Origin of the sequence: Yersinia entomophaga, assembly GCF_001656035.1 — a bacterium.
Classification (GTDB): Bacteria; Pseudomonadota; Gammaproteobacteria; order Enterobacterales; family Enterobacteriaceae; genus Yersinia; species Yersinia entomophaga.
The window spans coordinates 948699-969340 of sequence record NZ_CP010029.1; the positions used below are offsets into that span (position 1 = coordinate 948699).

Here is a 20642-nt window from a genome sequence, read left to right on the forward strand (position 1 = left end):
TGAAAATGGAGTGACTCATCATGTGGATTGATTATATCGCCATGAAATATCTACATTTGGCGACGGTGGTTATCAGCATTAGTCTGTTTGTTTTGCGGTTCTTCTGGAAATGCCGCGGTTCAGCTATGATAGACAAACGTTGGGTGAAGATAACGCCACATATCAACGACACGTTATTGTTTGTCAGCGGTATTGCACTGATATTTATCACCGGGTTTTACCCGTTCAGCCCGCAGGGTACCTGGCTTACGGAAAAACTGTTCGGCGTGATTCTCTACATCGTGTTGGGCTATGTTGCTTTAGGTAAACGCGACCGTAGCCAAAAGACGCGTTGTGTGGCCTTTATCCTCGCACTGGGTTGTCTGTACCTGATTATTAAACTGGCAACGACTAAATTACCTCTGCTGATGGGATATTTATGAGTACCATTGCTGATTTCGAATTCAACACCGCGCCTTTGAGTGAAGGGGTGTTACTGGTTACCCAGGAAATCCGACCGAACTTTCCAATGGCTGACGTTCGCAACCAACTGCAACAGTTGGTTGATGATGCCCGCGCGGCGATGCCCAGTGACCTCAATCAAGATCAGCAATTGGAAGTGCTTATTGATTTGTTCTACCGCAAGTGGAAATTCGGTGGGGCGAGTGGGGTTTACCGGCTGTCCGATGCGATCTGGCTGGATAAAGTTCTGGCGAAACGTCAGGGTACACCGGTTTCATTGGGCGTCATTTTTCTGCATATCGCCCATCAACTGGATTTGCCATTGATGCCAGTGATTTTTCCCACTCAGCTCATTCTTCGTGCCGATTGGCTAGACGAAGAAATGTGGCTGATTAATCCGTTAAACGGGGAAACGCTGAACGAGCATATGCTGGAAGTCTGGATTAAAGGTAATTTGGGGCTGTCTGCGGAACTGGAAGATGAAGATCTGGAAGAAGCGGAACATACCCTGATTATTCGTAAGATGTTGGATACGCTGAAAGCGGCGTTAATGGAAGAGAAACAAATGGAGCTGGCGCTGCGTGCCAGCGAAGCGGTGCTGGCGTTCGATCCCGATGATCCCTACGAGATCCGCGATCGGGGTTTGATTTACGCTCAGCTGGACTGCAATCATATTGCCATCTCTGATTTAAGCTATTTTGTCGAACAGTGCCCGGAAGATCCTATCGCTGAAATGATAAAAATGCAGATTCACTCCATTGAGCAGCAGCGTATTACTCTGCATTAACATAATTTGATAGGGCGCTGAGGCGTCGTGATTTATTCCGATTTACCATCATTAAAGGCATAAGCATGAAACAAAAAGTGGTTAGCATTGGCGATATCAAGGTAGCGAACGACCTACCCTTTGTGCTGTTTGGTGGCATGAACGTGCTGGAGTCTCGCGATCTGGCGATGCGCATCTGCGAGCATTACGTCACCGTGACTCAAAAACTCGGTATTCCTTACGTATTCAAAGCCTCGTTTGACAAAGCCAACCGTTCTTCGATTCATTCTTACCGCGGGCCGGGTCTGGAAGAAGGCATGAAAATCTTCCAGGAACTGAAGCAACAGTTCGGCGTGAAGGTCATCACCGACGTGCATGAAATCAGTCAGTGCCAGCCTGTCGCTGAAGTGGTAGACGTGATTCAGTTACCTGCGTTCCTGGCGCGCCAGACCGATCTGGTGGAAGCCATGGCGAAAACCGGTGCCGTGATCAACGTGAAAAAACCGCAGTTTGTCAGCCCAGGTCAGATGGGGAACATTGTCGACAAATTCAAAGAAGCCGGTAATGATCAGGTTATCCTGTGCGATCGCGGCAGTAACTTCGGTTATGACAATCTGGTTGTTGATATGTTAGGTATCAATGTGATGGTGAACTCTACCGGCGGTCATCCGGTTATCTTCGACGTCACTCACTCCCTGCAGTGTCGCGATCCGTTTGGCGCCGCGTCCGGCGGTCGTCGTGCGCAGGTCGCCGAACTAGCGCGTGCCGGTATGGCTGTGGGTCTGGCTGGCCTGTTTATCGAAGCTCATCCAGAGCCTGACAGCGCGAAATGTGACGGTCCTTCCGCACTGCCGTTGGATAAACTGGAGCCGTTCCTGGTGCAGATGAAAGCCATCGACGATCTGGTGAAAAGCTTCCCAGAGCTGGATACCAGCAAATAAGCTGAGTTATTTCGCGCACTAAAGCGATACAAAAGGGCAGCGTGGTGGATAACTATGCTGCCCTTTCTGTTGTGACCAATTCGGTTTTAACGTTGTTTCAGCGCTGCGAGCGCCTCGGGTAGAGAGCCGTAGAAGCTCAGCTTGCCTGGAATCGGCTTCACTCTAGCCCGCGCCAGCGTTTTCAATGGCTGGAACGGCGTATCGGTAATTATCAGCTCCCGGCCTTCTGGTAGGGCTTCCACAAAGCGCAGGAAGGCGTTCAAACCGCCAGCATCCAGCACCGGAACTGCGTCCCACTGTAAGACAATGGTTCGTCGATTCTCGCTCATTTCTAGCAACTCATTGAAAATACGCTCAGCAGCGGCGAAAAACAGCGGGCCGTTGACTCGTAAAATCAGCGTTTGATTATCCTGAGCGCCGGACAACGGGCTGAGGCGAGTCATACGGGCAATGCGGCGCATAAACAGCAGGGAAGCCAGCACGATACCAACGGTGATAGCGATAACCATATCGAATAGCACCGTCAGGCTCATACACAGCAGCATGACGATAATGTCGTCTTTTGGCGCCCGCCGCAGTAAATCTACCACTTTGTGCGCTTCGCTCATGTTCCACGCCACGATCAGCAGCAGGGAGGCCATTGCCGCCAGCGGTAGATAAGACAGCATTGGCGCCAATATCAATAACGCCAGCAGCACCAGCAGGGCGTGTACCACCGCAGAAATCGGGGAAGTCGCTCCCGCGCGCACGTTGGCGGCTGAGCGAGCGATGGCCGCTGTTGCCGTGATTCCGCCGAAGAATGGCGCAATCATATTTCCCAGGCCTTGGCCCACCAGCTCGCTGTTTGGACGGTGTTTCTGGCCGGTCATCCCGTCCAGCACGACAGCGCATAGCAGCGACTCAATGGCACCGAGCATCGCCATGGTGAAGGCGGCGGGTAGCAGAGCGGATACCGTGGCCCAGCTCAGAGTAAACTCTTGCCCATGAGCGGCCGGCAGGTTCCACGGCAGTACGAACTGCGGCAGAATCGGTGGGATTCCTTGTCCGTAGGTACCATCGGCCAGCATATAGCTGAACTTTGAACCAATGGTTGCCACTTGCTGGTCGAACAGAGACAAAACCCACATGACAGCGGTGCCTGCCACTAGCGCAGGTAAGTGACCCGGTAACTTAATCCCAAGCCTCGGCCAGAAAATCAAGACCAGCAGCGTCACGCTGCCGATTAAGGTATCGCTGAAATTAAGGCTCGGAAGCGCCTGCACCAGCGCTGAAACTTTACTCATATAATTTTCCGGCACGACCTCCATCTGTAGACCAAAAAAGTCTTTTACCTGCATGGTGGCAATGGTGATGGCAATCCCGGAAGTAAATCCGAGCGTTACCGATAGCGGAATATATTCAATCAATCGTCCCAGCCGTGCTAATCCCATGCAGAGTAAAAACAGACCAGACATCAGCGTGGCTAGCAATAATCCCGCGAGGCCGAACTGCTGTGAGACCGGGAATAAGATCACCACAAAAGCGGCGGTAGGGCCGGAGACGCTGTAACGCGAACCGCCGCTGACTGCAATGACAATACCGGCAATAGCGGAGGTATACAGGCCATATTGCGGAGGTACGCCGCTGGCAATAGCCAAGGCCATCGCTAAAGGAATGGCAATAATCCCGACGGTGATGCCGGCAATTATGTCTTTAATAAATCGTTGAAGTGTATAGGTTTCTCGCCAGCAAGCTTCAATAAGCGCGCTGAACGGCCTAATGCCGTTAATTCCGTGCGTTTTCATCTAAGGTGCAAACCAAATAAGGAAAAGACAAAATAAATGGCGGGCCAATAGGGGTCCGTCTCGAGTAGTGAATATCAACGATACGCCAAATGTGGGGCAGAGATCTAGATGTATATCAATCTCTGATCGGAATAAGGATAACAGGGGGTTTTAAAATGTCCTTATAAGCGTAAAAAGCACGTCAGATAACGGATTAAAGCATCGATATTTATTCATTTTATGAACTTTTATCAGTTATAGATGAATATTTATTACTAATGAGTAAAAGAGAATAATAATGATTACTTTGCACTCAATATTTGGGGGGCGTGGGTGGCGTAAAAAACGCTGGGTAATGTGGCAGGAAAGTGTAAGAGAGCAGCAATAATGAAAATTTCCCTGTGGAATTGCTTTACGTAGCTAAGATTTAAATGAGAAGCCCTTGAGGTAATCTATATTATGCTGGCATGATTAGGTTATAACGAGGGCAGAAAGCAATATTATTTGAAGACGACGGGTCGCGCTGATGGCTATAGGTAAAGTGAACATAATGATGACAATACAGCATAAGTTTCATTTTCCGTGAGTTTCACCACAACTCTCTCATCGCTGTTTAACGATGCTAGTGTCACTTACGCATCGCTATCTATCAGCTATTTCGCTTTGAGTAAAAATACGCCGTTTTCCTATGACGGTGAAAGATGGAAACGTTTGCTGTTTGGTCTGGTTTCCGGCCTGATATCGCTGTATTTGAATCAGGACAAATTCATTATCATCAACAGCTTCTTTTATAGTTTTGAAATATTACCGATCATTTTGGCGACATTTTACGGCGGCTGGCTCAGTGGTTTAGTGGCTTTAGCCATTAACATTATTTTTACCGGTCTGTTTACGCTGGATAATATACTGATTGTCTTAATCATATTTCCGCTGCTGTTATCCAAAGTGTGGGAAAGAAAGAGCAATCGGGTTTTCTATCTCACTATCGCAGTTATTGCCGTTTACCGTATCTGCGTCGGCGCGACTTTTCTCAACTATGGACATTTGTGGCCGTCTACATTGATTTATCTGGCGTCATCTGCTTTGTGTCTGGCTATTTGTTTTCACGCATTGAATTTTAAAGAACGCCATATTCATGCTTATTTTGCTATGAAAGAGCGAGCGAACGTCGATAATCTTACCCGCTTAAATAACCGCGCTAGCGTTGATTTCCACTTAAAGCAATTAAGTACGTTAAGGCGCGCCTGTGGGTTATTAATACTGGATCTGGATAAATTTAAATCGGTTAACGATAATTACGGTCACGGCGCGGGAGATTTGATTCTTTCCAGTGTGGGTGAGATTTTGAAGCAATCCGTGAGAAGTCTGGATTTTATTGGCCGCTTCGGGGGCGAGGAATTTATCATTATTACCGAAAGCCACCATCCGGAAAATATGAAAGTGATGGCGGAGCGCATTCGAGAAAATATTCAACAGCTAGAAGTGACGTTAAGCGATGGACGCAAAGTCAGGATCACTATTTCTATTGGCGTTTCGCTGTATTTACCGGGAATGTCGATGGTGAAGGCGATAAAAATGGCGGACGATGCGCTGTATCAGGCTAAACGGCAGGGACGAAATCAGGTGGTTTATAGCAAACTGATGCCATTCTCTCCGTTGGGAGATCGCATCAGGGGCGTTGGAAAGCGACAGCCGCGGCGTAATAGCCCGTTATAGCCGATGAGTACTATCAGGTACTTTTTGGGGATGGCACAAAAGTTAAAGGCCCCGACTTTCGTCGGAGCCTTTAGCTCGAATATGGCGGTGAGAGAGGGGTTCGAACCCTCGATACACTTACGCGTATACACACTTTCCAGGCGTGCTCCTTCAGCCACTCAGACACCTCACCGTGTTGTTACAGCGTTAACACTGCAACGGGGCGGTACTATAGGGATAGGGGCCTTGAGGGTCAAGAAGAATTTACGTGAAACCATTCGCTTGCTTAATTCACCGTCAACTTGCGGAAATACCCCGCAAATCCGCGTTATTTTTGCCAGAGTTCCGCTTGCTGTGGCGAATCTACCATCACAAAATCGGCCTGAAGCGCTTTCGCTAAATTATAATCAGATTGCGAATTAATACCTATTAACATCAATTTGCTCAATGAATTGCGTTTAAAACAATGAGTCACTTTTTGATTCCACACCATAGTCGCTGCTGATTGCCCTCTACCCAGCGTTAAGGTTTCAACCACAGATACCGGCGCACGTAATTCAAAAGCATGATATTCCAGTTTCTGCGCTTCCATTCTGTCGTCAACCCGACAATCATCAGCCATTAGTACATTAGCCAGCGTTTTACGCGTATGGCTGCGCGGTGCAAATGTTCTGATCTCTGGCCCCAGCTCTTTGAAAAACCGATGCTTGGTTGAATAAACTCGGGTTCTGCCCGCCGCGTTGCTGTCCGTAATGACCGCCGAGATATATTGAGCCACGCGACCAAAGTCTTTTGTATGATCTTTTATGTCGATAAAGAATTTTGTCGTAGGAAATTTGTTTAATACGCTGGCCAGCGTGGGGATTTTTATTCCCAACCCTCTGAATTTGTATTCTCCTTCAGATTTAAATTTATAACCCGCATCCAGCTTTTGGAGCTCTTCAAGGGTTAATTCAGCCACGGTACCTTCTCCATCAGTTGTGGCATTCAGATTTTTCGAACGGAAAAGTACGGGAATGTTATCGCTAGTGAGTTGGACGCTAATCCAGATAATATCCGCATGATGTTCCAGTGCGTGTTGAATCGCTGTTACGGTGTTTTCCGGCAAATCCGCTGTACCGCCGCGATGAGCGACGATTAACGGTGCCGCCTGAGCGGGGAGCAGGCTGGGCAACAGTGTGAGGGAAGAGAGATAAAATAACGTGCGTAATTTCATGAGAATACCCCTGTCCATAGAGATGTTGAAACGCATAGCATTTTGTCGCCAAGCGATGTTTTGGCTCAGATGTTTTAGCATGGCGGAATTAGGGGTTGGCATAATCAAATTTAACAGGTTCTATCTATTTCTTATTCAACAGAACGGTAGCGAAAAGTGATTAATCAGGGAAAAGCACAGGGAATGGGGAAGCGTCAGGTTTGGCTGGTTTTAGATAAAAAAAACGGCAATCACATTCAGTGGGAAATCGCTTTCCCTACTGTGGATTGCCGTTCTTCTTGCGGAGGACTAACTGCATCATCCGGTACTCAATATGGCGGTGAGGGAGGGGTTCGAACCCTCGATACGCTTGCGCGTATACACACTTTCCAGGCGTGCTCCTTCAGCCACTCAGACACCTCACCGTATTGTTGTCGCCAACGCCAAACGTTGTCGACCGGCGTAATGTAGGGAAAACCAAGCTCAGCGTCAACCCTCTTGTGTATTGTTTATGACTGTTTAGCTAAAGTTGCATCAATTTGCTGATTTCATCGGCATTTATTTCCACAAAACCGTCGCGTCGTTGTAAATCTCTCGCAGAAAATATTTTTGTCAGACAAATAGATGATTATTTGTACTTTTGTGCATAATTAGGCGATTAATTCGCACAATTAGTGCTTAATTATGAGGTTAACGGGCTTTGTTACTGGAGTTATAGTCAAAAATGTCGCTAAATAATCGGCTTGATGGGATTGAAATACCGAACGAAAGTACCTCTGCCTGCGCGGCTATCTGAGCAAAACTACGGCCAGTCGTACTTTTGGTCGGAATAGTATTTTTAGTCGGAAGAGCACTTTTAGTCGAGATAGTATCTTTAGTCGAAATAGCATCTTTAGTCGAAATAGTATCTTTAGTCGGATTAGTATTAGGGGTAAATTTTGGAACAGTCAGATTCCGCACCGCAGCTCAGTGATGATCTACCGCAGCCGATTCCAGCCGGAACCGGGACTTTATTCTTCATCCAAACCTTTGCCACGTTAGGTTTTGCCGTGCTTTATTCCACGCTGGTGCTCTATGCCACCAAGCGTTTGGGGTTCAGTGAGAGCAACGCCAATGCCATCATGGGCGTATTCGGCGCATTTAACTATGGGCTGCATTTATTCGGTGGTTATTTGGGTGGGCGCTACCTGAGCAATCGAAATCTATTTGTGCTGGGCATGGTACTACAGGTTATTGGTTGCTGGCTGATCGCGGTTTATGGCCTGTGGGGACTGTATTGGGGGCTGGCGATGTTCCTGACCGGCAGCGGCCTGAATGTAACCTGCCTGAATATGATGCTGACTCAGAGATTTATGCCGGATGACGATCGCCGCGAATCGGCTTTCCTGTGGAATTACGCCGGCATGAATTTGGGTTTCTTCCTCGGTTTTGCCGTTGCCGGTTATTTCCAACTGAGTGAAAACTATCGAGCACTGTTCCTGTTTGCCACTTTGGGTAACCTACTGGCGATTGTGATTACTTTATCTCGCTGGCACATATTGAGAGACACCAATACGCCGCTACAGCAGGCCGGAGCAAAGCAGGCCAAATGGCGAATGCTGGTGGGTATTTTGGTGCTGATTGCTTTGGTTCCCATCATTCGTTTGTTGCTGACTCACGCCGGTTTTAGCAGCTATTTTGTTATCGCCATCGGCGTCGCTGTTTTTGTGATGCTAGGCGTAGTCACGGCTCGCCATCATCCTCACGTCGAGCGCCGTCGTATGGTGGCCTACATGTTGCTGGCCGCAGGCTCATTGGTCTTTTGGGCGTTGTACCAGTTGGCTCCGATGGGGCTGATGTTGTTTGCTGAACATAATATCGATTTGAACGTTTACGGCTGGCGCGTGGCTCCGCAATGGATTCAGAACATCAATACATTGGTGATTGTGATCGGTGGGCCACTGATGGCGCTGTGGTTTAGTCGCTTGCGTAAACGCGGTTTCTCTATTGATGTTCCTCTTCAATTTTCTGGTGCGCTTTTGTGCATGGGGATGGGCATGCTGGTTCTGCCGCTGGGAATTCAACTGGCGGGAGGCGACGGGCTGGTGGCGTTTAAATGGATTGCGCTGAGTTATGTACTGCAAAGTACGGGGGAATTGCTGATTTCACCGATCGGATACGCCATGATCGGCAAACTGGCTCCGCCGCGCTATCAGGGCGTAATGATGGGATGCTGGATGATGGTGACCGGCGTGGCATCAGTTTTGGCGGGCTATGTCTCTGGCATGATGCCGACTAATAGCGGCAGCACGCCGATAGAAACCAATCCGGGCTACAGCCATATTTTCAACATGCTGGGCTGGGGTTCTTTGCTGACCGGCGCGGTGCTAATTGTGCTGATTCCGTTGTTGCGTCGTCTGATTCAGGAAGGGCAATTATCTGCGCAAAGCAAGCTGACAGCGCAAAACCGTTAACCCACTGGCATTATTCAGATTTAGGGCGAAATTTCTCCGGTTTCGCCCTTGCATCTCACCGCTAATCGCGGAAATCTAGGGTGACTTATGCTAGGAGCCTACAGATCATGAATATTATTTTTTATCACCCCTTTTTCGATGCCCAACTGTGGCTAACGGGCATGAAGACTCGTTTACCGCAGGCAAATATTCGTCAATGGCAGCGGGGTGATAACCAACCGGCGGATTATGCCCTGGTATGGAATCCGCCTCACGAAATGCTGGCTAAGCGCCAACAACTGAAAGGCCTGTTTGCGTTGGGCGCAGGCGTGGATGCCATTTTGGATCACGAGCGCCGTCACCCCGGGACTTTGCCTGCCGGAGTGCCGTTGGTGCGACTGGAAGATACCGGCATGGCGTTGCAGATGCAGGAATATGCGGTGAGTAGCGTGCTGCGTTATTTCCGCCGGATGGATGAGTATCAGTTGCAGCAGGAGCAAAAACTGTGGCTGCCTCTGCCGCCTCATCAGCATGATAATTTCGTTGTGGGGATCATGGGGGCGGGCGTGTTGGGCAAAAGCGTGGCACAAAAGCTGGCGGGTTTTGGCTTTAACGTGCGTTGCTGGAGCCGAACGCCAAAACACATTGACGGCATTGAAAGCTATGCCGGTGGTGCGCAACTGGGCGATTTTCTCAAAGGGACGCAATTGTTGATCAACTTGTTGCCGAATACGCCGGAAACTGTGGGCATTCTCAATGGTTCGCTGTTCTCCCAATTGAATAAGCGGGCTTATGTGATCAATCTGGCTCGCGGCGTGCATTTGCTGGAGCGGGATCTGCTGGCGGCGATGAGTGAAGGGCAAGTTGCGGCCGCTACGCTGGACGTTTTTGCCGAAGAACCTCTACCGAGTATGCATCCATTCTGGACGCATCCACGAGTGACCATTACGCCGCATATTGCCGCCATTACTTTACCTGAAGTGGCGATGGATCAGGTGGCCGAGAATATCAAGCTGATTGAAGCGGGCAAGCAACCGCAGGGTCTGGTGGATGTGGCGCGTGGTTACTGATTCCAGCAGGCAAAACATGGGTTTCAGCTCGGCTGCGCGGGGGATTCCTGCTATGCTTAGCGGACTATGTTTTGCCTGACAAACTGAGAATAAGAACCCGCGGAGTAGTTATGTATCCAGTTGATTTGCATATGCACACAGTCGCCAGCACCCACGCTTACAGTACCCTGCATGATTACATCGCCGAAGCGAAACAAAAGAATATTCAGCTGTTTGCGATTACCGATCACGGCCCAGATATGGCTGATGCTCCCCACTATTGGCACTTTATGAATATGAAAGTGTGGCCACGCTTGGTTGATGGTGTGGGTATTCTACGCGGTATTGAAGCGAATATTAAAAATCTGGACGGGGATATTGATTGCACCGGCCCGATGCTGGACGCGGTGGATCTGGTGATCGCCGGTTTCCATGAACCGGTCTTTCCGCCGCAGGACAAAGCCGCTCATACCCAGGCAATGATTGCTGCGATGGCGCAGGGCGATGTGCACATTATCAGCCACCCGGGAAATCCGAAGTTTCCGGTCGATATTCCCGCCGTTGCGGCGGCGGCAGCAAAATATCAGGTGGCGCTGGAGTTGAACAATTCATCCTTTACTCATTCCCGTAAAGGCAGTGAAGCCAACTGCCGCGCTATTGCCGAAGCGGTGCGGAATGCGGGGGGCTGGCTGGCGCTGGGGTCTGATTCTCACGTGGCATTTTCGCTGGGGATTTTTGATCACTGCGAACGCATAATTGCTGATGTGGGGTTCCCAGAAGATCGCATTTTGAACGTAAGCCCGCGCCGTTTACTGAATTTCCTCGAACTGCGAGGCCGCCCGGCCATTGCGGAATTAGCCGATATGTGACATCGTCACGCCCAATGTTAGCGCAGAAAAATAGTTACCGTAGTAAATGGTCAGCGTAGTAAAAGCGTTTGCTGCGAAAAACATTTACCGCCGTAGACCCATAGACAAATGGATTAGGACAGTTTTATGAATGATTTTTCGCTGGTTTGCCGGGTTTTGGGTTCGCTGTTTTATCGTCAACCACAAGATCCGCTGTTAGCGCCGCTGTTTACTCTGATTGAACAGGGGAAGCTGGAGCAACATTGGCCGCTGGAGCAAAGCGATCTGCTGGCGCGTTTGCAGCAGGAATATCAGCCGCAGGCGCTGGCCGATGATTATGCCGCGTTATTTACCGGCAGTGAATGCAGCGTTTCGCCTTTTGCTTCTCAATGGGAAGACGCGCGTCCGGAAGCAGAGTTACGCGCTTTCTTGCAACAACGCGGTATGCCGTTAAACGACGGGCCGGTAGATCACTTTGGCTCTCTGCTACTGGCCGCCTCCTGGCTGGAAGATCAGGCGCAGGAAGACGAAGTTCAGGCGCAGATTGCTCTGTTTGATGATTTCCTGTTCCCGTGGTGCGGGCGTTTCCTCGGTAAAGTGGAAGCCCATGCGGCGACCGGTTTTTACCGCACGCTAGCGCAGTTAACTCGCGAAGCGCTTCAGGCGATGCGCGATGAGCTGGCGGAAGAAGAAGACGAGCCCGAGGCAGAATAAACCGTAGGTTTGCCTAGCCTGGACGATCAAAAAGCCCGCCGATCGGCGGGCTGGTATGATTGTTCAGTAAACGCAGGTTTTAGTCAGTAAAGGGTACGATTAACATCCCCGGTTTAACTTCCAGTCCTTTAGCCAGTTTTTTCGCCATAGCTTCGGTTTTACTTTTGTCAGCATCTAATACATAGGCCGGTTGTTGGTCAAAATACGATTTTAGTGACTGATTCAAATAGGGTTTTAACATACTCATCGCCGAATCCATTTTTTCTGGTTGGACTTTATAATCGGTCACTTCCATATCTTTCAGGAAAATAGCCCCTTTCTCGCGATCGAATACCGGCTGCGCTTTCAGCGTCAGCTGCATATCGGCGTTCTGCGGGCCGAGGATCGAACTGATTTTCACCTGCGCATTGCCGGTTAGCGTCACTTTACCCGGCTCGGCGCGCCCTATCTGGCTCTGTAATTGGCTCAGGGTAATATGGGCATCCACCAGCCCCGGCACGCCAATCTGTTTCTCGTAATGATTGTGTTTTTGCAGATACTCGTTAATTTCTTGCTCGGTTAGCGTGTACTGTGTCAGTGGGTTGCAGCCGGCAATGGCACCGACAAAAATCAGAGCGGCAGCGCCCCAAAGTAGCTTTCTCATTATGACCTCGTTGAACCGCAAATTTGGCTAATAGTAACCGGTTAGACCTTGGGTTGGAATTTGTAACCGGTTTCTGCCGTTGCAACGCCATTGGTGGCGTTCAGAAATAAGGCTGGATAGTGCGGGAGCGGGGAGAAACTGCCAATCGGATAACTCTGTGTCCGATGATTTAATTAACCAGACCCGGTTTTAGGCGCGTTTATTCCTGATTCTCGAAAGTGTCCATCAGCAAAAAAGTGCCTGCCTGTCGTTGGTAACTGTCTATTTGCGGAACCAGACGCCTGAAATGCTCGGTTTTGCAGTGGGTATCCAGCGCGACGCGATCCGGCCATTGCTCGATAAAAATGAAATGGCCGGGATCTTTTTGGTTGATACACAACTCATAAGCGTGACAAAGCGGCTCCTGCAAGGTTTTTCCTACTCATTCCCGGTATAGCGGCATGACTTTATCGATATGTTCAGGATGAACAAAATCTTGCGCAATCACTTTCAACATAGGAATAACTCACTGTTTAAGCCTGGCTATCCATTTGATTCGGTCACTTGTGGCAAGATTAGCTGCCACTTAACATTGCCGGTTCGATACGCCGTTGATTAAACTGCCAATATAATCCAGCCAGCGTAATCAGGCCGATGATTCCGAGTAGGAACCAAGGGAGCTGCGGCAAAGACAGGCTTTTGCCTGTGTCGTACATCCAGCCGCCACCGGTGTAGCCTAGTGCGCCACCCAATGCCAAACCTAAACGGCTAAAGCCCATATAGCTACCTCTGGCACGCGCATCTGCCAGCGAGGCGCTCAGGGTTTCCCGCGCTGGCTCGGCAATAATGGAACCCAAATAGAAGAAGCAGATCAGCATTAATAATGTTTGCAAACTGTCGGTTAACCCGATAGGGAACATGCTGATGCTCATAATAAACAGGCCGGTCATCAGCCGTTGTTCCAGACGAAAATGCTTTTCGCTCCAGCGGGCGATCGGATACAGCAACGTCAATGACAGCGCGGCTTCAATGGCATACATCCATTTTACCGCCGCCGGAGAACCGGCCACTTCGTTTACAACGATAGGCAGCATCAACATCACCTGGACCGCCAGCATGTAATAACCGGTGAGCGTCAGGACATAGGTCAGGAAGCGTTTGTCGCGAATCACTCGCAGCATGCCTTCCCGCATTGGGGTGCGCACCGTTGAAATACGGTAGGCGGGGAGCAGCCAGGCGTTCCACAGCGCGGCCAGCACAAAAATAAATGCACCAACCCAACACACCAGATGAAAATCATACTGGAGCAGCCAACTGCCCAGCAGAGCGCCGATCACTGCACCGGCGCTATCTTGCATCATGAGAATAGAGTAAAAACGGCCACGTTCATGAGGGCGAACCAGTTTGATCACCAACGCGGTGCGCGGCGGATCGAACAATGTGCCGCCCAGCGCGGACAATGCGCAGGCGAGCCACAGAATCCACGGCTGATCCGCGATGGCCATCAGGGCAAAACCCGCCGCGCGCAGCAACATCCCAATCACGATCATTGGTTTTGCGCCAAAACGATCGGCAATGGCGCCGCCGAAAATGCCAAGGCCTTGTTGAATAAACTGTCTCAATCCCAGTGCGGCACCGACAACAACCGCCGCCCAGCCTAATTGATCGACAAATCGGATGGATATCAGGGGAAACACCACGAAAAACCCCAGCACGACTAATAAGTTATCAAACAATAAGAAGTACTTACCCAAGCTGCGCGCTTGCGATACCAGAGACATGTTTCACCGTCAGAAAATAGAAAGAGAGGAAGGGTAATTATTACCCTGATAGTTTGTACCCAAATTGATGGAAGCGATAGATGGTGAGTTGATAATATTTTTTTATCGTCAATATGTTAGCTAGCGGGCAAATTGGTAAAAAAAATCGTTTTTGCGAATTGATTGCGCAATAACTCGTCAATAGCGGTTTTACCCGCGACCATTGCAACGGTTATATTAATCGTCACTTTTAATGTTCCGCCTGAACTAAGGGGAGTCGATGTTTGGCTATCATTCAGTATCACCAAAAGTACGCCTGACAACCGATCGTATGTCGCTGCGTTTGGTTCATGAGCGGGATGCGTACCGGATGGCGGAGTACTACGCCGAGAATCAGGCATTCCTTAAACCTTGGGAGCCTGTGCGGGATCAAAGCCACTGCGTGCCTTCCGGTTGGCAAGCGCGGCTCAGCATGATTGCCGAGATGCATAAACAGGGCAGCGCCTATTATTTTATTCTGCTCGATCCGGAAGAGAATGAGGTGCGCGGCGTCGCCAATTTCAGCAATGTGATGCGCGGTTCATTCCACGCCTGTTTCCTCGGCTATTCTCTTGGCGAACGCTGGCAGGGACAGGGCTTAATGTTTGAAGCGCTGCAACCGCTGATTCGCTATATGCAGCGACAGGAAAAAATGCACCGAATCATGGCTAACTATATGCCGCATAATCGCCGCAGTGGCGATCTGTTGGCCAGATTGGGCTTTGAACGTGAAGGTTATGCGAAAGATTATTTGCTCATCGATGGTCAGTGGCGCGATCACGTGCTGACGGCATTGACCGATACTGAATGGAAAGCAACGCGCTGAGGTTAGGATGAAATACAGTTTAAGCCCGTTAGAAGCCCGTGTAGTGGGCTGTTTGCTGGAAAAACAGGTGACAACACCGGAGCAATATCCAATGTCTCTAAACGGTATCGCCACCGCCTGTAACCAGAAAACCAACCGTGAGCCGGTGATGGAACTGTCCGAGAGCGAAGTGCAGCAAACGCTCGATCTGCTAACGAAAAAACACGTTATTCGTAGCCAAAGTCTGGTGAATAGCCGGGTAATGAAATATGAACACCGATTTTGCAACTCGGAGTTCGGTCATCTGAAGTTTTCTTCCGCGGAAGTCGCGATAGTCACCACATTATTGCTACGCGGCGCGCAAACGCCGGGAGAGTTGCGTACCCGCACCAATCGTATGCATGAATTCAGCGACGTGAGTGAGGTAGAGGCAACGCTGGAAAGTCTTGCTACACGTGAAGACGGGCCTTTTGTGGTGCGTTTGCCGCGCGAACCAGGCAAGCGAGAAAGCCGCTATATGCATCTGTTTAGCGGTGAGGTTGCCGCCGCCTCTGCGGACGAGCTGGCAAGCGAGCCGGTCAACGGCGTGCTGGAAACCCGAATTGCTCAACTTGAATATCAGGTAGCTGAATTGACTCGCCGTTTGGATGAAGTCATGACCCAGTTGGATGACTAATAAGGTCACTATGAAAAAACTTCGCGTGGGTATGGTGGGGCTTGGCGGTATTGCGCAAAAAGCCTATTTACCGATTTTAAGCCGTGCCGACGACTGGACGCTGGCAGGCGCTTTTTCGCCCAGTCAGGCCAAGGCTCAGCCGCTGTGTGACCGCTACAGAATACCGTATTTTCCCCGGTTGAATGAGCTCGCGACGGCCTGCGACGCGATTTTTGTTCACAGCAGCACCGCCAGCCATTTTCAGGTGATCGGCGAACTGCTGCGCGCTGGCGTTCACGTCTACGTGGATAAACCACTCGCTGAAACCGTGGAACAATCGGAACAGTTAATTGAACTAGCGGAAAAACAGGGCAAGGCGCTGATGGTTGGCTTCAATCGCCGTTTTGCGCCGCTGTATCAGCAACTTAAGCTGGAAATGAATCAGCCGGCTTCCCTGCGCATGGAAAAACACCGACAGGATAGCGTTGGCCCAAACGGGCTAGGGTTTACCCTGCTGGATGATTATCTGCACGTGCTGGATACCGTCCTGTGGCTGGGAGGCGAAAACGCCAGCCTATTGGGAGGGCATATCGCCACTAATGACGCGGGTCAGATGCTGTATGCCGAACATCATTTTCAGGCTGGAAACTGCCTGATTACCAGCAGTATGCATCGTCGGGCGGGAACCCAGCGGGAAAGTGTTCAGGCATTGACGGAAGGGCATTGCTACCAGATCACCGATATGCGGCGCTGGCAGCAGGAGTCTGCCGGACAGATGATTGAAACTCCGGCACCGGGCTGGCAAACAACGTTAGAACAGCGCGGCTTCGTCGGCGCGGTACGTCATTTTATCGATTCCGTCAGCCATCAAACCCCGCCGTTGATTTCCGGTGAACAGGCTATTAGCGCTCAGCGAAGGGTGGAAAAAATGCTGGAAAAGCGTTGAGAAGCCCGCAAGGTGGCGAGATGCAGATTGTTACAACAAGAAGTGGCTATTAGTCGGCGGATACGTAGACTATTGTCATACTAAAAACCCGTCATCGGGTTGAGCTGACGCCTGCTAATTGCAGGCGTTGATATTTCCAGCGTAACGAATCAGAAAATATATGAATTTACTTAAATCACTGGCTGCGGTCAGTTCGATGACCATGTTCTCGCGCGTGTTGGGCTTTGCCCGGGATGCCATTGTCGCGCGAATTTTTGGTGCCGGTATGGCTACCGATGCATTTTTTGTCGCATTCAAATTACCTAATCTGTTGCGACGCATTTTTGCTGAAGGGGCGTTCTCGCAGGCTTTCGTGCCGATTCTGGCAGAATACAAAAGTCAGCAGGGGGAAGAGGCGACCCGCACCTTTGTGGCTTATGTTTCCGGCCTGTTAACGCTGGTATTGGCAGTGGTCACGGTATTGGGGATGCTGGCAGCGCCTTGGGTGATTTACATTACTGCCCCTGGTTTTACCGATACGCCGGATAAATTTGCTCTGACTTCTGCACTGTTGCGCATTACTTTCCCGTATATCCTATTGATCTCACTGGCCTCGCTGGTGGGGGCGATACTGAATACCTGGAACCGTTTCTCCATTCCGGCCTTTGCACCGACGTTATTGAACGTCAGCATGATCGGTTTCGCTTTATTTGCCGCACCGTATTTCCATCCGCCGATTTTAGCTTTGGCCTGGGCTGTCGTTTTGGGTGGCGTACTCCAATTGGGCTATCAGCTGCCGCATTTGAAGAAAATCGGTATGCTGGTGTTGCCTCGTCTGGCGCTGCGCGACGCTGGCGTGTGGCGGGTGATGCGCCAGATGGGACCTGCAATTTTAGGGGTTTCCGTTAGCCAGATATCCCTGATCATCAATACCATTTTTGCTTCTTTTCTGGTGTCTGGTTCGGTTTCATGGATGTATTACGCCGATCGCCTGATGGAGTTTCCTTCCGGCGTGTTGGGTGTGGCGTTAGGCACTATTTTGTTGCCATCGCTGGCGAAAAGTTTCTCCAGCGGCAACCACGATGAGTATTCTCGCCTGATGGATTGGGGGCTGCGCCTGTGCTTCCTGCTGGCTATTCCCAGCGCGGTCGCCTTGGGTATTTTGGCCAAGCCGCTGGTGGTTTCCCTGTTCCAGTACGGTAAATTCAACGCTTTTGATGCGGTAATGACCCAACGTGCGCTGGTGGCCTATTCGGTTGGTTTAATTGGGCTAATTGTGGTGAAGGTATTGGCGCCCGGCTTTTATTCTCGTCAAAACATTAAAACGCCGGTGAAAATTGCCATCGCCACGTTGATCATGACTCAGGTGATGAACCTGATGTTTATCGGGCCGCTGAAGCACGCTGGTTTGTCTCTGTCTATTGGTTTGGGCGCCTGTCTGAACGCCAGCCTGCTGTACTGGCAGTTGCGTAAACAGAAAATCTTCCAGCCTCAGCCGGGTTGGGGGATATTTATGACCAAACTGATTGTAGGCGTGGTTGCAATGTCCGCCGTACTGATTGGTATGCTGTGGTTAATGCCAGCCTGGGACGTCGGCGGAATGGCCTACCGTCTGTTACGTCTGTTTGCGGTCGTGGTGGCTGGCGTGGTGGCCTACTTTGGCGTTCTGGCGCTACTCGGTTTCAAACTGCGCGACTTTGCCCGCCGGGTTGCCTGATAACTAAATGGGCAAAAATGCTCATATCATCTCTATGTAAAGCCCGATTCTTCTCGGGGTTACGTGAAATAGTCACCTCCACCCTGTTAGCGGTACGCTGACAGGGTGTTTTTTTATATCAAATGAGATCAATATCTCAGTTTTATTTCCTGCACTACAAGTTCCCGCCAAAATTCTTTTATATTAATTATCCCCATTATTTCTTAGAACTATGCTAGCGAGGTTGGTAATTAAAGCTAATATTTTTCTTATTCATGCCGATAAGTGTATTAAGTCGGGGTTTTTGAAAGATTTGATATTTTATAAGAATCTTCTAAATGATGATTTTCATTAGGAATGCTGTACACATTAATTTGACTTAGTGTTGAAGGATAATTGATTTATTTACTGGTTTAATAACATTCTGATTGCGTTTAAGTCTGACTAGACAACAGCGATATAACCGTTTGCGCCCTGCTGAATTCAGGGTTCAGTCAATTTAGAATGAAATATATTTACATATATTTAACTCAAGGATGAGTAGGGCAGGTTATTTACTAAATAGCTTGGGCTATTTCTCATAATGGAATCTATGATAAAAAGAATCGGACTCTATTTTCTGCTCGTCAGTAGCCCCGTCCAGGCGGCGACTCAGCCCGCTATGGGGAATTTTTTACCGCTAGGTGAAAGCGAAGCGCGCCGCTCTTTGCAGAACAGCGCCCGTGAGGTTAATGAGCTAATGGAACAGCGTCGCTACCAACAGTTGCGCCAACCTAAGGCGATTGAAGAGGACGTTATTCCTGCTCAGGCGGCGTTGCCGGAATCCGATCGTTGTCTGGCGATAAAGGGCGTTTATTTACAGGGAATAACCCTTTTAGGAATGGGTGAACTGAATAAACTGACCGCTTTACCTTCGGATTGCATTACCAGCAATGATATCAATCGCCTGACTCATGAATTAACCCGTCTCTATGTTAGGCAGGGTTATATCACCGCTCGCGTGAATTTTGTTCCGCTGAATGCTGACGGCGAATTGGGCATCAATGTTATTGAGGGCGTGGTAGAGAAAATAGAAGGGGGCGATTATTGGGTGAATAGCCGATTATTATTCCCTGATGTTGTAGGTAAGCCGCTCAAATTGTCGCAGCTTGATCAAGGTTTAGACCAGGCCAATCGATTGCAATCCAATCAGACGAAATTAGATATTTTGCCAGGGAGGAGCACCGGCGGTTCTATTATTCGTCTAAACAATACGCATAAAAAGCCCTGGTTGCTCACAGGCACGTTGGATAACTATGGTCAGAAAAATACCGGAGAGTGGTTGGTCCGTACTACCGCTAGCGTAGATAGCCCATTTGGTTTATCTGACTTTGTCAGCATGAATATCAGCAGCACGATCAAAGATGAATCGCGGCATCATAACCGGGCTTATACCTTACTTTATTCTTTGCCCTACGGAGCTTGGACATTCAGCAGTTTTGCCAGTTATTCCGAATACCTGAATTACCAGCGCTTACCGCTTAATACCGTGAAACTGGATGGCAATACCCAGCAGTACGGCGGGCGCGCAGATTATATGTTTTATCGCGACCAGGAGCAGATCGATGCCCTGAACGTTCAGCTGACCTATAAGAACGTGAATAACTACCTTGAGTCTTCCCGTTTAGGTATCAGCAGTACCACCCTGACGGTATTGGAGTTGGGTGCCAATCATTTGCAAATTCTTCCGCGCGGCGTGCTCAGCCTAAATGCCAGCGTAGAACGGGGACTCAGTTGGTTTGGCGCGGATAAAGCCAGTTCGCATCGGTCGGCTAACTACCCTGATGCCCAATTCACCAAAGCGAAAATGTTTGCCACTCTCAGCCAGCGTTTTAGCCTGTGGGAGCAGCCTTACCAACTCACTCACCTGTTTTACGGCCAGTACAGTCGCGATCCCTTGCCGGGGGTCGAATGGCTAAGCCTGACCGATCGCAGCGCGGTGCGCGGTTTTAGCCGCAATACCCTTTCGGCGGATAACGGCTGGTATCTGCAAAATACATTATCACGGCCGATGACGCTCGGTAATGCCAGCTTGACGCCGCGCATAGGCGTTGACGTAGGGCGTGTTCAAGCCCATCGCGATGCCGTTGGCTGGCAGAGCAATATGGGGCTGAGTGCCGGTGTGTCCTTCAAATATTCGCAGGCGGTGGTTGATCTGGATGTGAGCCGAGGATGGCTGCTTTCCGATCAAAAAAGTCCCACCGACCCGATTCAGGTGTTAGCTCGCCTGAGCTACAGCTTTTAGCTGACTTTCCAT

General features: G+C 49.8%; 17 protein-coding genes, 2 tRNA genes and 1 pseudogene. 13 read left to right on the plus strand and 7 right to left on the minus strand.

The annotated features are described in order from the left end of the window. The first annotated feature begins 20 nt into the window (after positions 1-20). The 3 genes from PL78_RS04295 to kdsA all read left to right on the plus strand — a co-directional run bounded on the left by PL78_RS04295 (position 21) and on the right by kdsA (position 2148). A complete protein-coding gene (locus tag PL78_RS04295) occupies positions 21-422 on the plus strand; it encodes a SirB2 family protein (protein ID WP_064513418.1) in 402 nt (133 codons plus the stop codon). Beyond that, positions 419-1228 (plus strand): invasion regulator SirB1, encoded by an 810-nt coding sequence (gene sirB1 / locus PL78_RS04300; RefSeq protein WP_064513420.1) that lies wholly within the window; start codon positions 419-421, stop codon positions 1226-1228. The genes PL78_RS04295 and sirB1 overlap by 4 nt, the downstream gene beginning before the upstream one ends. A 65-nt stretch (positions 1229-1293) precedes the next feature. Further along, positions 1294-2148: a 3-deoxy-8-phosphooctulonate synthase gene (kdsA, locus tag PL78_RS04305; protein ID WP_064513422.1), complete on the plus strand. Its 855-nt coding sequence runs from the start codon at positions 1294-1296 to the stop codon at positions 2146-2148. 86 nt (positions 2149-2234) lie between these two features. Here the strand turns inward: kdsA and dauA are convergent, their stop codons facing one another. Continuing rightward, complete coding sequence (gene dauA, locus PL78_RS04310) at positions 2235-3932, minus strand: C4-dicarboxylic acid transporter DauA (protein WP_064513424.1); 1698 nt, start codon at positions 3930-3932, stop codon at positions 2235-2237. A gap of 561 nt (positions 3933-4493) precedes the next feature. On the opposite strand from dauA, the gene PL78_RS04315 reads away from it, so the two are divergent. Next, positions 4494-5627 carry a GGDEF domain-containing protein gene (locus PL78_RS04315; protein WP_064513426.1) on the plus strand — a complete coding sequence of 378 codons (1134 nt, stop codon included), beginning with the start codon at positions 4494-4496 and terminating at the stop codon, positions 5625-5627. A gap of 82 nt (positions 5628-5709) precedes the next feature. Here PL78_RS04315 and PL78_RS04320 read toward each other — a convergent pair. The 3 genes from PL78_RS04320 to PL78_RS04330 all read right to left on the minus strand — a co-directional run bounded on the left by PL78_RS04320 (position 5710) and on the right by PL78_RS04330 (position 7226). Further along, positions 5710-5799, minus strand: a tRNA-Ser gene (locus PL78_RS04320). Between the two features lie 135 nt (positions 5800-5934). Beyond that, on the minus strand, positions 5935-6822 hold the full coding sequence (locus PL78_RS04325; protein WP_064513428.1) for a glycerophosphodiester phosphodiesterase family protein: 888 nt from the start codon (positions 6820-6822) through the stop codon (positions 5935-5937). Positions 6823-7136: 314 nt separating this feature from the next. Continuing rightward, positions 7137-7226 (minus strand) — tRNA-Ser (locus tag PL78_RS04330). Between the two features lie 513 nt (positions 7227-7739). Here PL78_RS04330 and PL78_RS04335 point away from each other — a divergent pair. The 4 genes from PL78_RS04335 (at position 7740) to PL78_RS04350 (ending at position 11844) form a co-directional block, all read left to right on the plus strand. Then, positions 7740-9254, plus strand: coding sequence for a peptide MFS transporter (locus PL78_RS04335; protein WP_064513430.1), 1515 nt, complete (start codon positions 7740-7742; stop codon positions 9252-9254). Positions 9255-9361: 107 nt separating this feature from the next. Beyond that, the gene (gene ghrA, locus PL78_RS04340) at positions 9362-10303 is read left to right on the plus strand and encodes a glyoxylate/hydroxypyruvate reductase GhrA (protein WP_064513431.1); all 942 of its coding nucleotides are present in this window, start codon (positions 9362-9364) and stop codon (positions 10301-10303) included. 110 nt (positions 10304-10413) lie between these two features. Next, positions 10414-11151: a phosphatase gene (locus PL78_RS04345; RefSeq protein WP_064513433.1), complete on the plus strand. Its 738-nt coding sequence runs from the start codon at positions 10414-10416 to the stop codon at positions 11149-11151. A 126-nt stretch (positions 11152-11277) separates the two neighbouring features. Beyond that, positions 11278-11844, plus strand: a complete 567-nt coding sequence (locus PL78_RS04350; protein WP_064513435.1) for a TorD/DmsD family molecular chaperone — start codon at positions 11278-11280, stop codon at positions 11842-11844. A 79-nt stretch (positions 11845-11923) separates the two neighbouring features. Here PL78_RS04350 and PL78_RS04355 read toward each other — a convergent pair whose 3' ends face one another. The 3 genes and pseudogenes from PL78_RS04355 to mdtH all read right to left on the minus strand — a co-directional run bounded on the left by PL78_RS04355 (position 11924) and on the right by mdtH (position 14247). After that, entirely contained in the window at positions 11924-12487 is a 564-nt protein-coding gene (locus PL78_RS04355) for a lipoprotein (RefSeq protein ID WP_064513436.1), read from the minus strand. 199 nt (positions 12488-12686) lie between these two features. Continuing rightward, positions 12687-12983, minus strand: a pseudogene (locus PL78_RS04360) (putative quinol monooxygenase). 58 nt (positions 12984-13041) lie between these two features. After that, positions 13042-14247: a multidrug efflux MFS transporter MdtH gene (mdtH, locus tag PL78_RS04365; protein WP_064513438.1), complete on the minus strand. Its 1206-nt coding sequence runs from the start codon at positions 14245-14247 to the stop codon at positions 13042-13044. Positions 14248-14506: 259 nt separating this feature from the next. Here mdtH and rimJ point away from each other — a divergent pair, with 259 nt between their 5' ends. The 5 genes from rimJ (at position 14507) to PL78_RS04390 (ending at position 20630) form a co-directional block, all read left to right on the plus strand. Beyond that, positions 14507-15091 carry a ribosomal protein S5-alanine N-acetyltransferase gene (rimJ, locus tag PL78_RS04370; RefSeq protein ID WP_064513441.1) on the plus strand — a complete coding sequence of 195 codons (585 nt, stop codon included), beginning with the start codon at positions 14507-14509 and terminating at the stop codon, positions 15089-15091. A 7-nt stretch (positions 15092-15098) separates the two neighbouring features. Beyond that, positions 15099-15746 (plus strand): YceH family protein, encoded by a 648-nt coding sequence (locus PL78_RS04375; RefSeq protein WP_064513442.1) that lies wholly within the window; start codon positions 15099-15101, stop codon positions 15744-15746. A 10-nt stretch (positions 15747-15756) separates the two neighbouring features. After that, on the plus strand, positions 15757-16671 hold the full coding sequence (locus PL78_RS04380; protein WP_084414375.1) for a Gfo/Idh/MocA family protein: 915 nt from the start codon (positions 15757-15759) through the stop codon (positions 16669-16671). A gap of 160 nt (positions 16672-16831) precedes the next feature. Then, the gene (gene murJ, locus PL78_RS04385; RefSeq protein ID WP_064513446.1) at positions 16832-18367 is read left to right on the plus strand and encodes a murein biosynthesis integral membrane protein MurJ; all 1536 of its coding nucleotides are present in this window, start codon (positions 16832-16834) and stop codon (positions 18365-18367) included. A 571-nt stretch (positions 18368-18938) separates the two neighbouring features. After that, complete coding sequence (locus PL78_RS04390) at positions 18939-20630, plus strand: ShlB/FhaC/HecB family hemolysin secretion/activation protein (protein WP_064513448.1); 1692 nt, start codon at positions 18939-18941, stop codon at positions 20628-20630. Positions 20631-20642: the final 12 nt, after the last annotated feature.

Coding starts and splice junctions, on each gene's coding strand:
- ghrA (WP_064513431.1), top strand. CDS start 9,362: ATGAATATTATTTTTTATCACCCCTTTTTCGATGCCCAACTGTGGCTA.
- murJ (WP_064513446.1), top strand. CDS start 16,832: ATGAATTTACTTAAATCACTGGCTGCGGTCAGTTCGATGACCATGTTC.
- PL78_RS04350 (WP_064513435.1), top strand. CDS start 11,278: ATGAATGATTTTTCGCTGGTTTGCCGGGTTTTGGGTTCGCTGTTTTAT.
- PL78_RS04355 (WP_064513436.1), bottom strand. CDS start 12,487: ATGAGAAAGCTACTTTGGGGCGCTGCCGCTCTGATTTTTGTCGGTGCC.
- mdtH (WP_064513438.1), bottom strand. CDS start 14,247: ATGTCTCTGGTATCGCAAGCGCGCAGCTTGGGTAAGTACTTCTTATTG.
- dauA (WP_064513424.1), bottom strand. CDS start 3,932: ATGAAAACGCACGGAATTAACGGCATTAGGCCGTTCAGCGCGCTTATT.
- PL78_RS04380 (WP_084414375.1), top strand. CDS start 15,757: ATGAAAAAACTTCGCGTGGGTATGGTGGGGCTTGGCGGTATTGCGCAA.
- sirB1 (WP_064513420.1), top strand. CDS start 419: ATGAGTACCATTGCTGATTTCGAATTCAACACCGCGCCTTTGAGTGAA.
- PL78_RS04295 (WP_064513418.1), top strand. CDS start 21: ATGTGGATTGATTATATCGCCATGAAATATCTACATTTGGCGACGGTG.
- rimJ (WP_064513441.1), top strand. CDS start 14,507: ATGTTTGGCTATCATTCAGTATCACCAAAAGTACGCCTGACAACCGAT.
- PL78_RS04375 (WP_064513442.1), top strand. CDS start 15,099: ATGAAATACAGTTTAAGCCCGTTAGAAGCCCGTGTAGTGGGCTGTTTG.
- PL78_RS04325 (WP_064513428.1), bottom strand. CDS start 6,822: ATGAAATTACGCACGTTATTTTATCTCTCTTCCCTCACACTGTTGCCC.
- PL78_RS04345 (WP_064513433.1), top strand. CDS start 10,414: ATGTATCCAGTTGATTTGCATATGCACACAGTCGCCAGCACCCACGCT.
- PL78_RS04390 (WP_064513448.1), top strand. CDS start 18,939: ATGATAAAAAGAATCGGACTCTATTTTCTGCTCGTCAGTAGCCCCGTC.
- kdsA (WP_064513422.1), top strand. CDS start 1,294: ATGAAACAAAAAGTGGTTAGCATTGGCGATATCAAGGTAGCGAACGAC.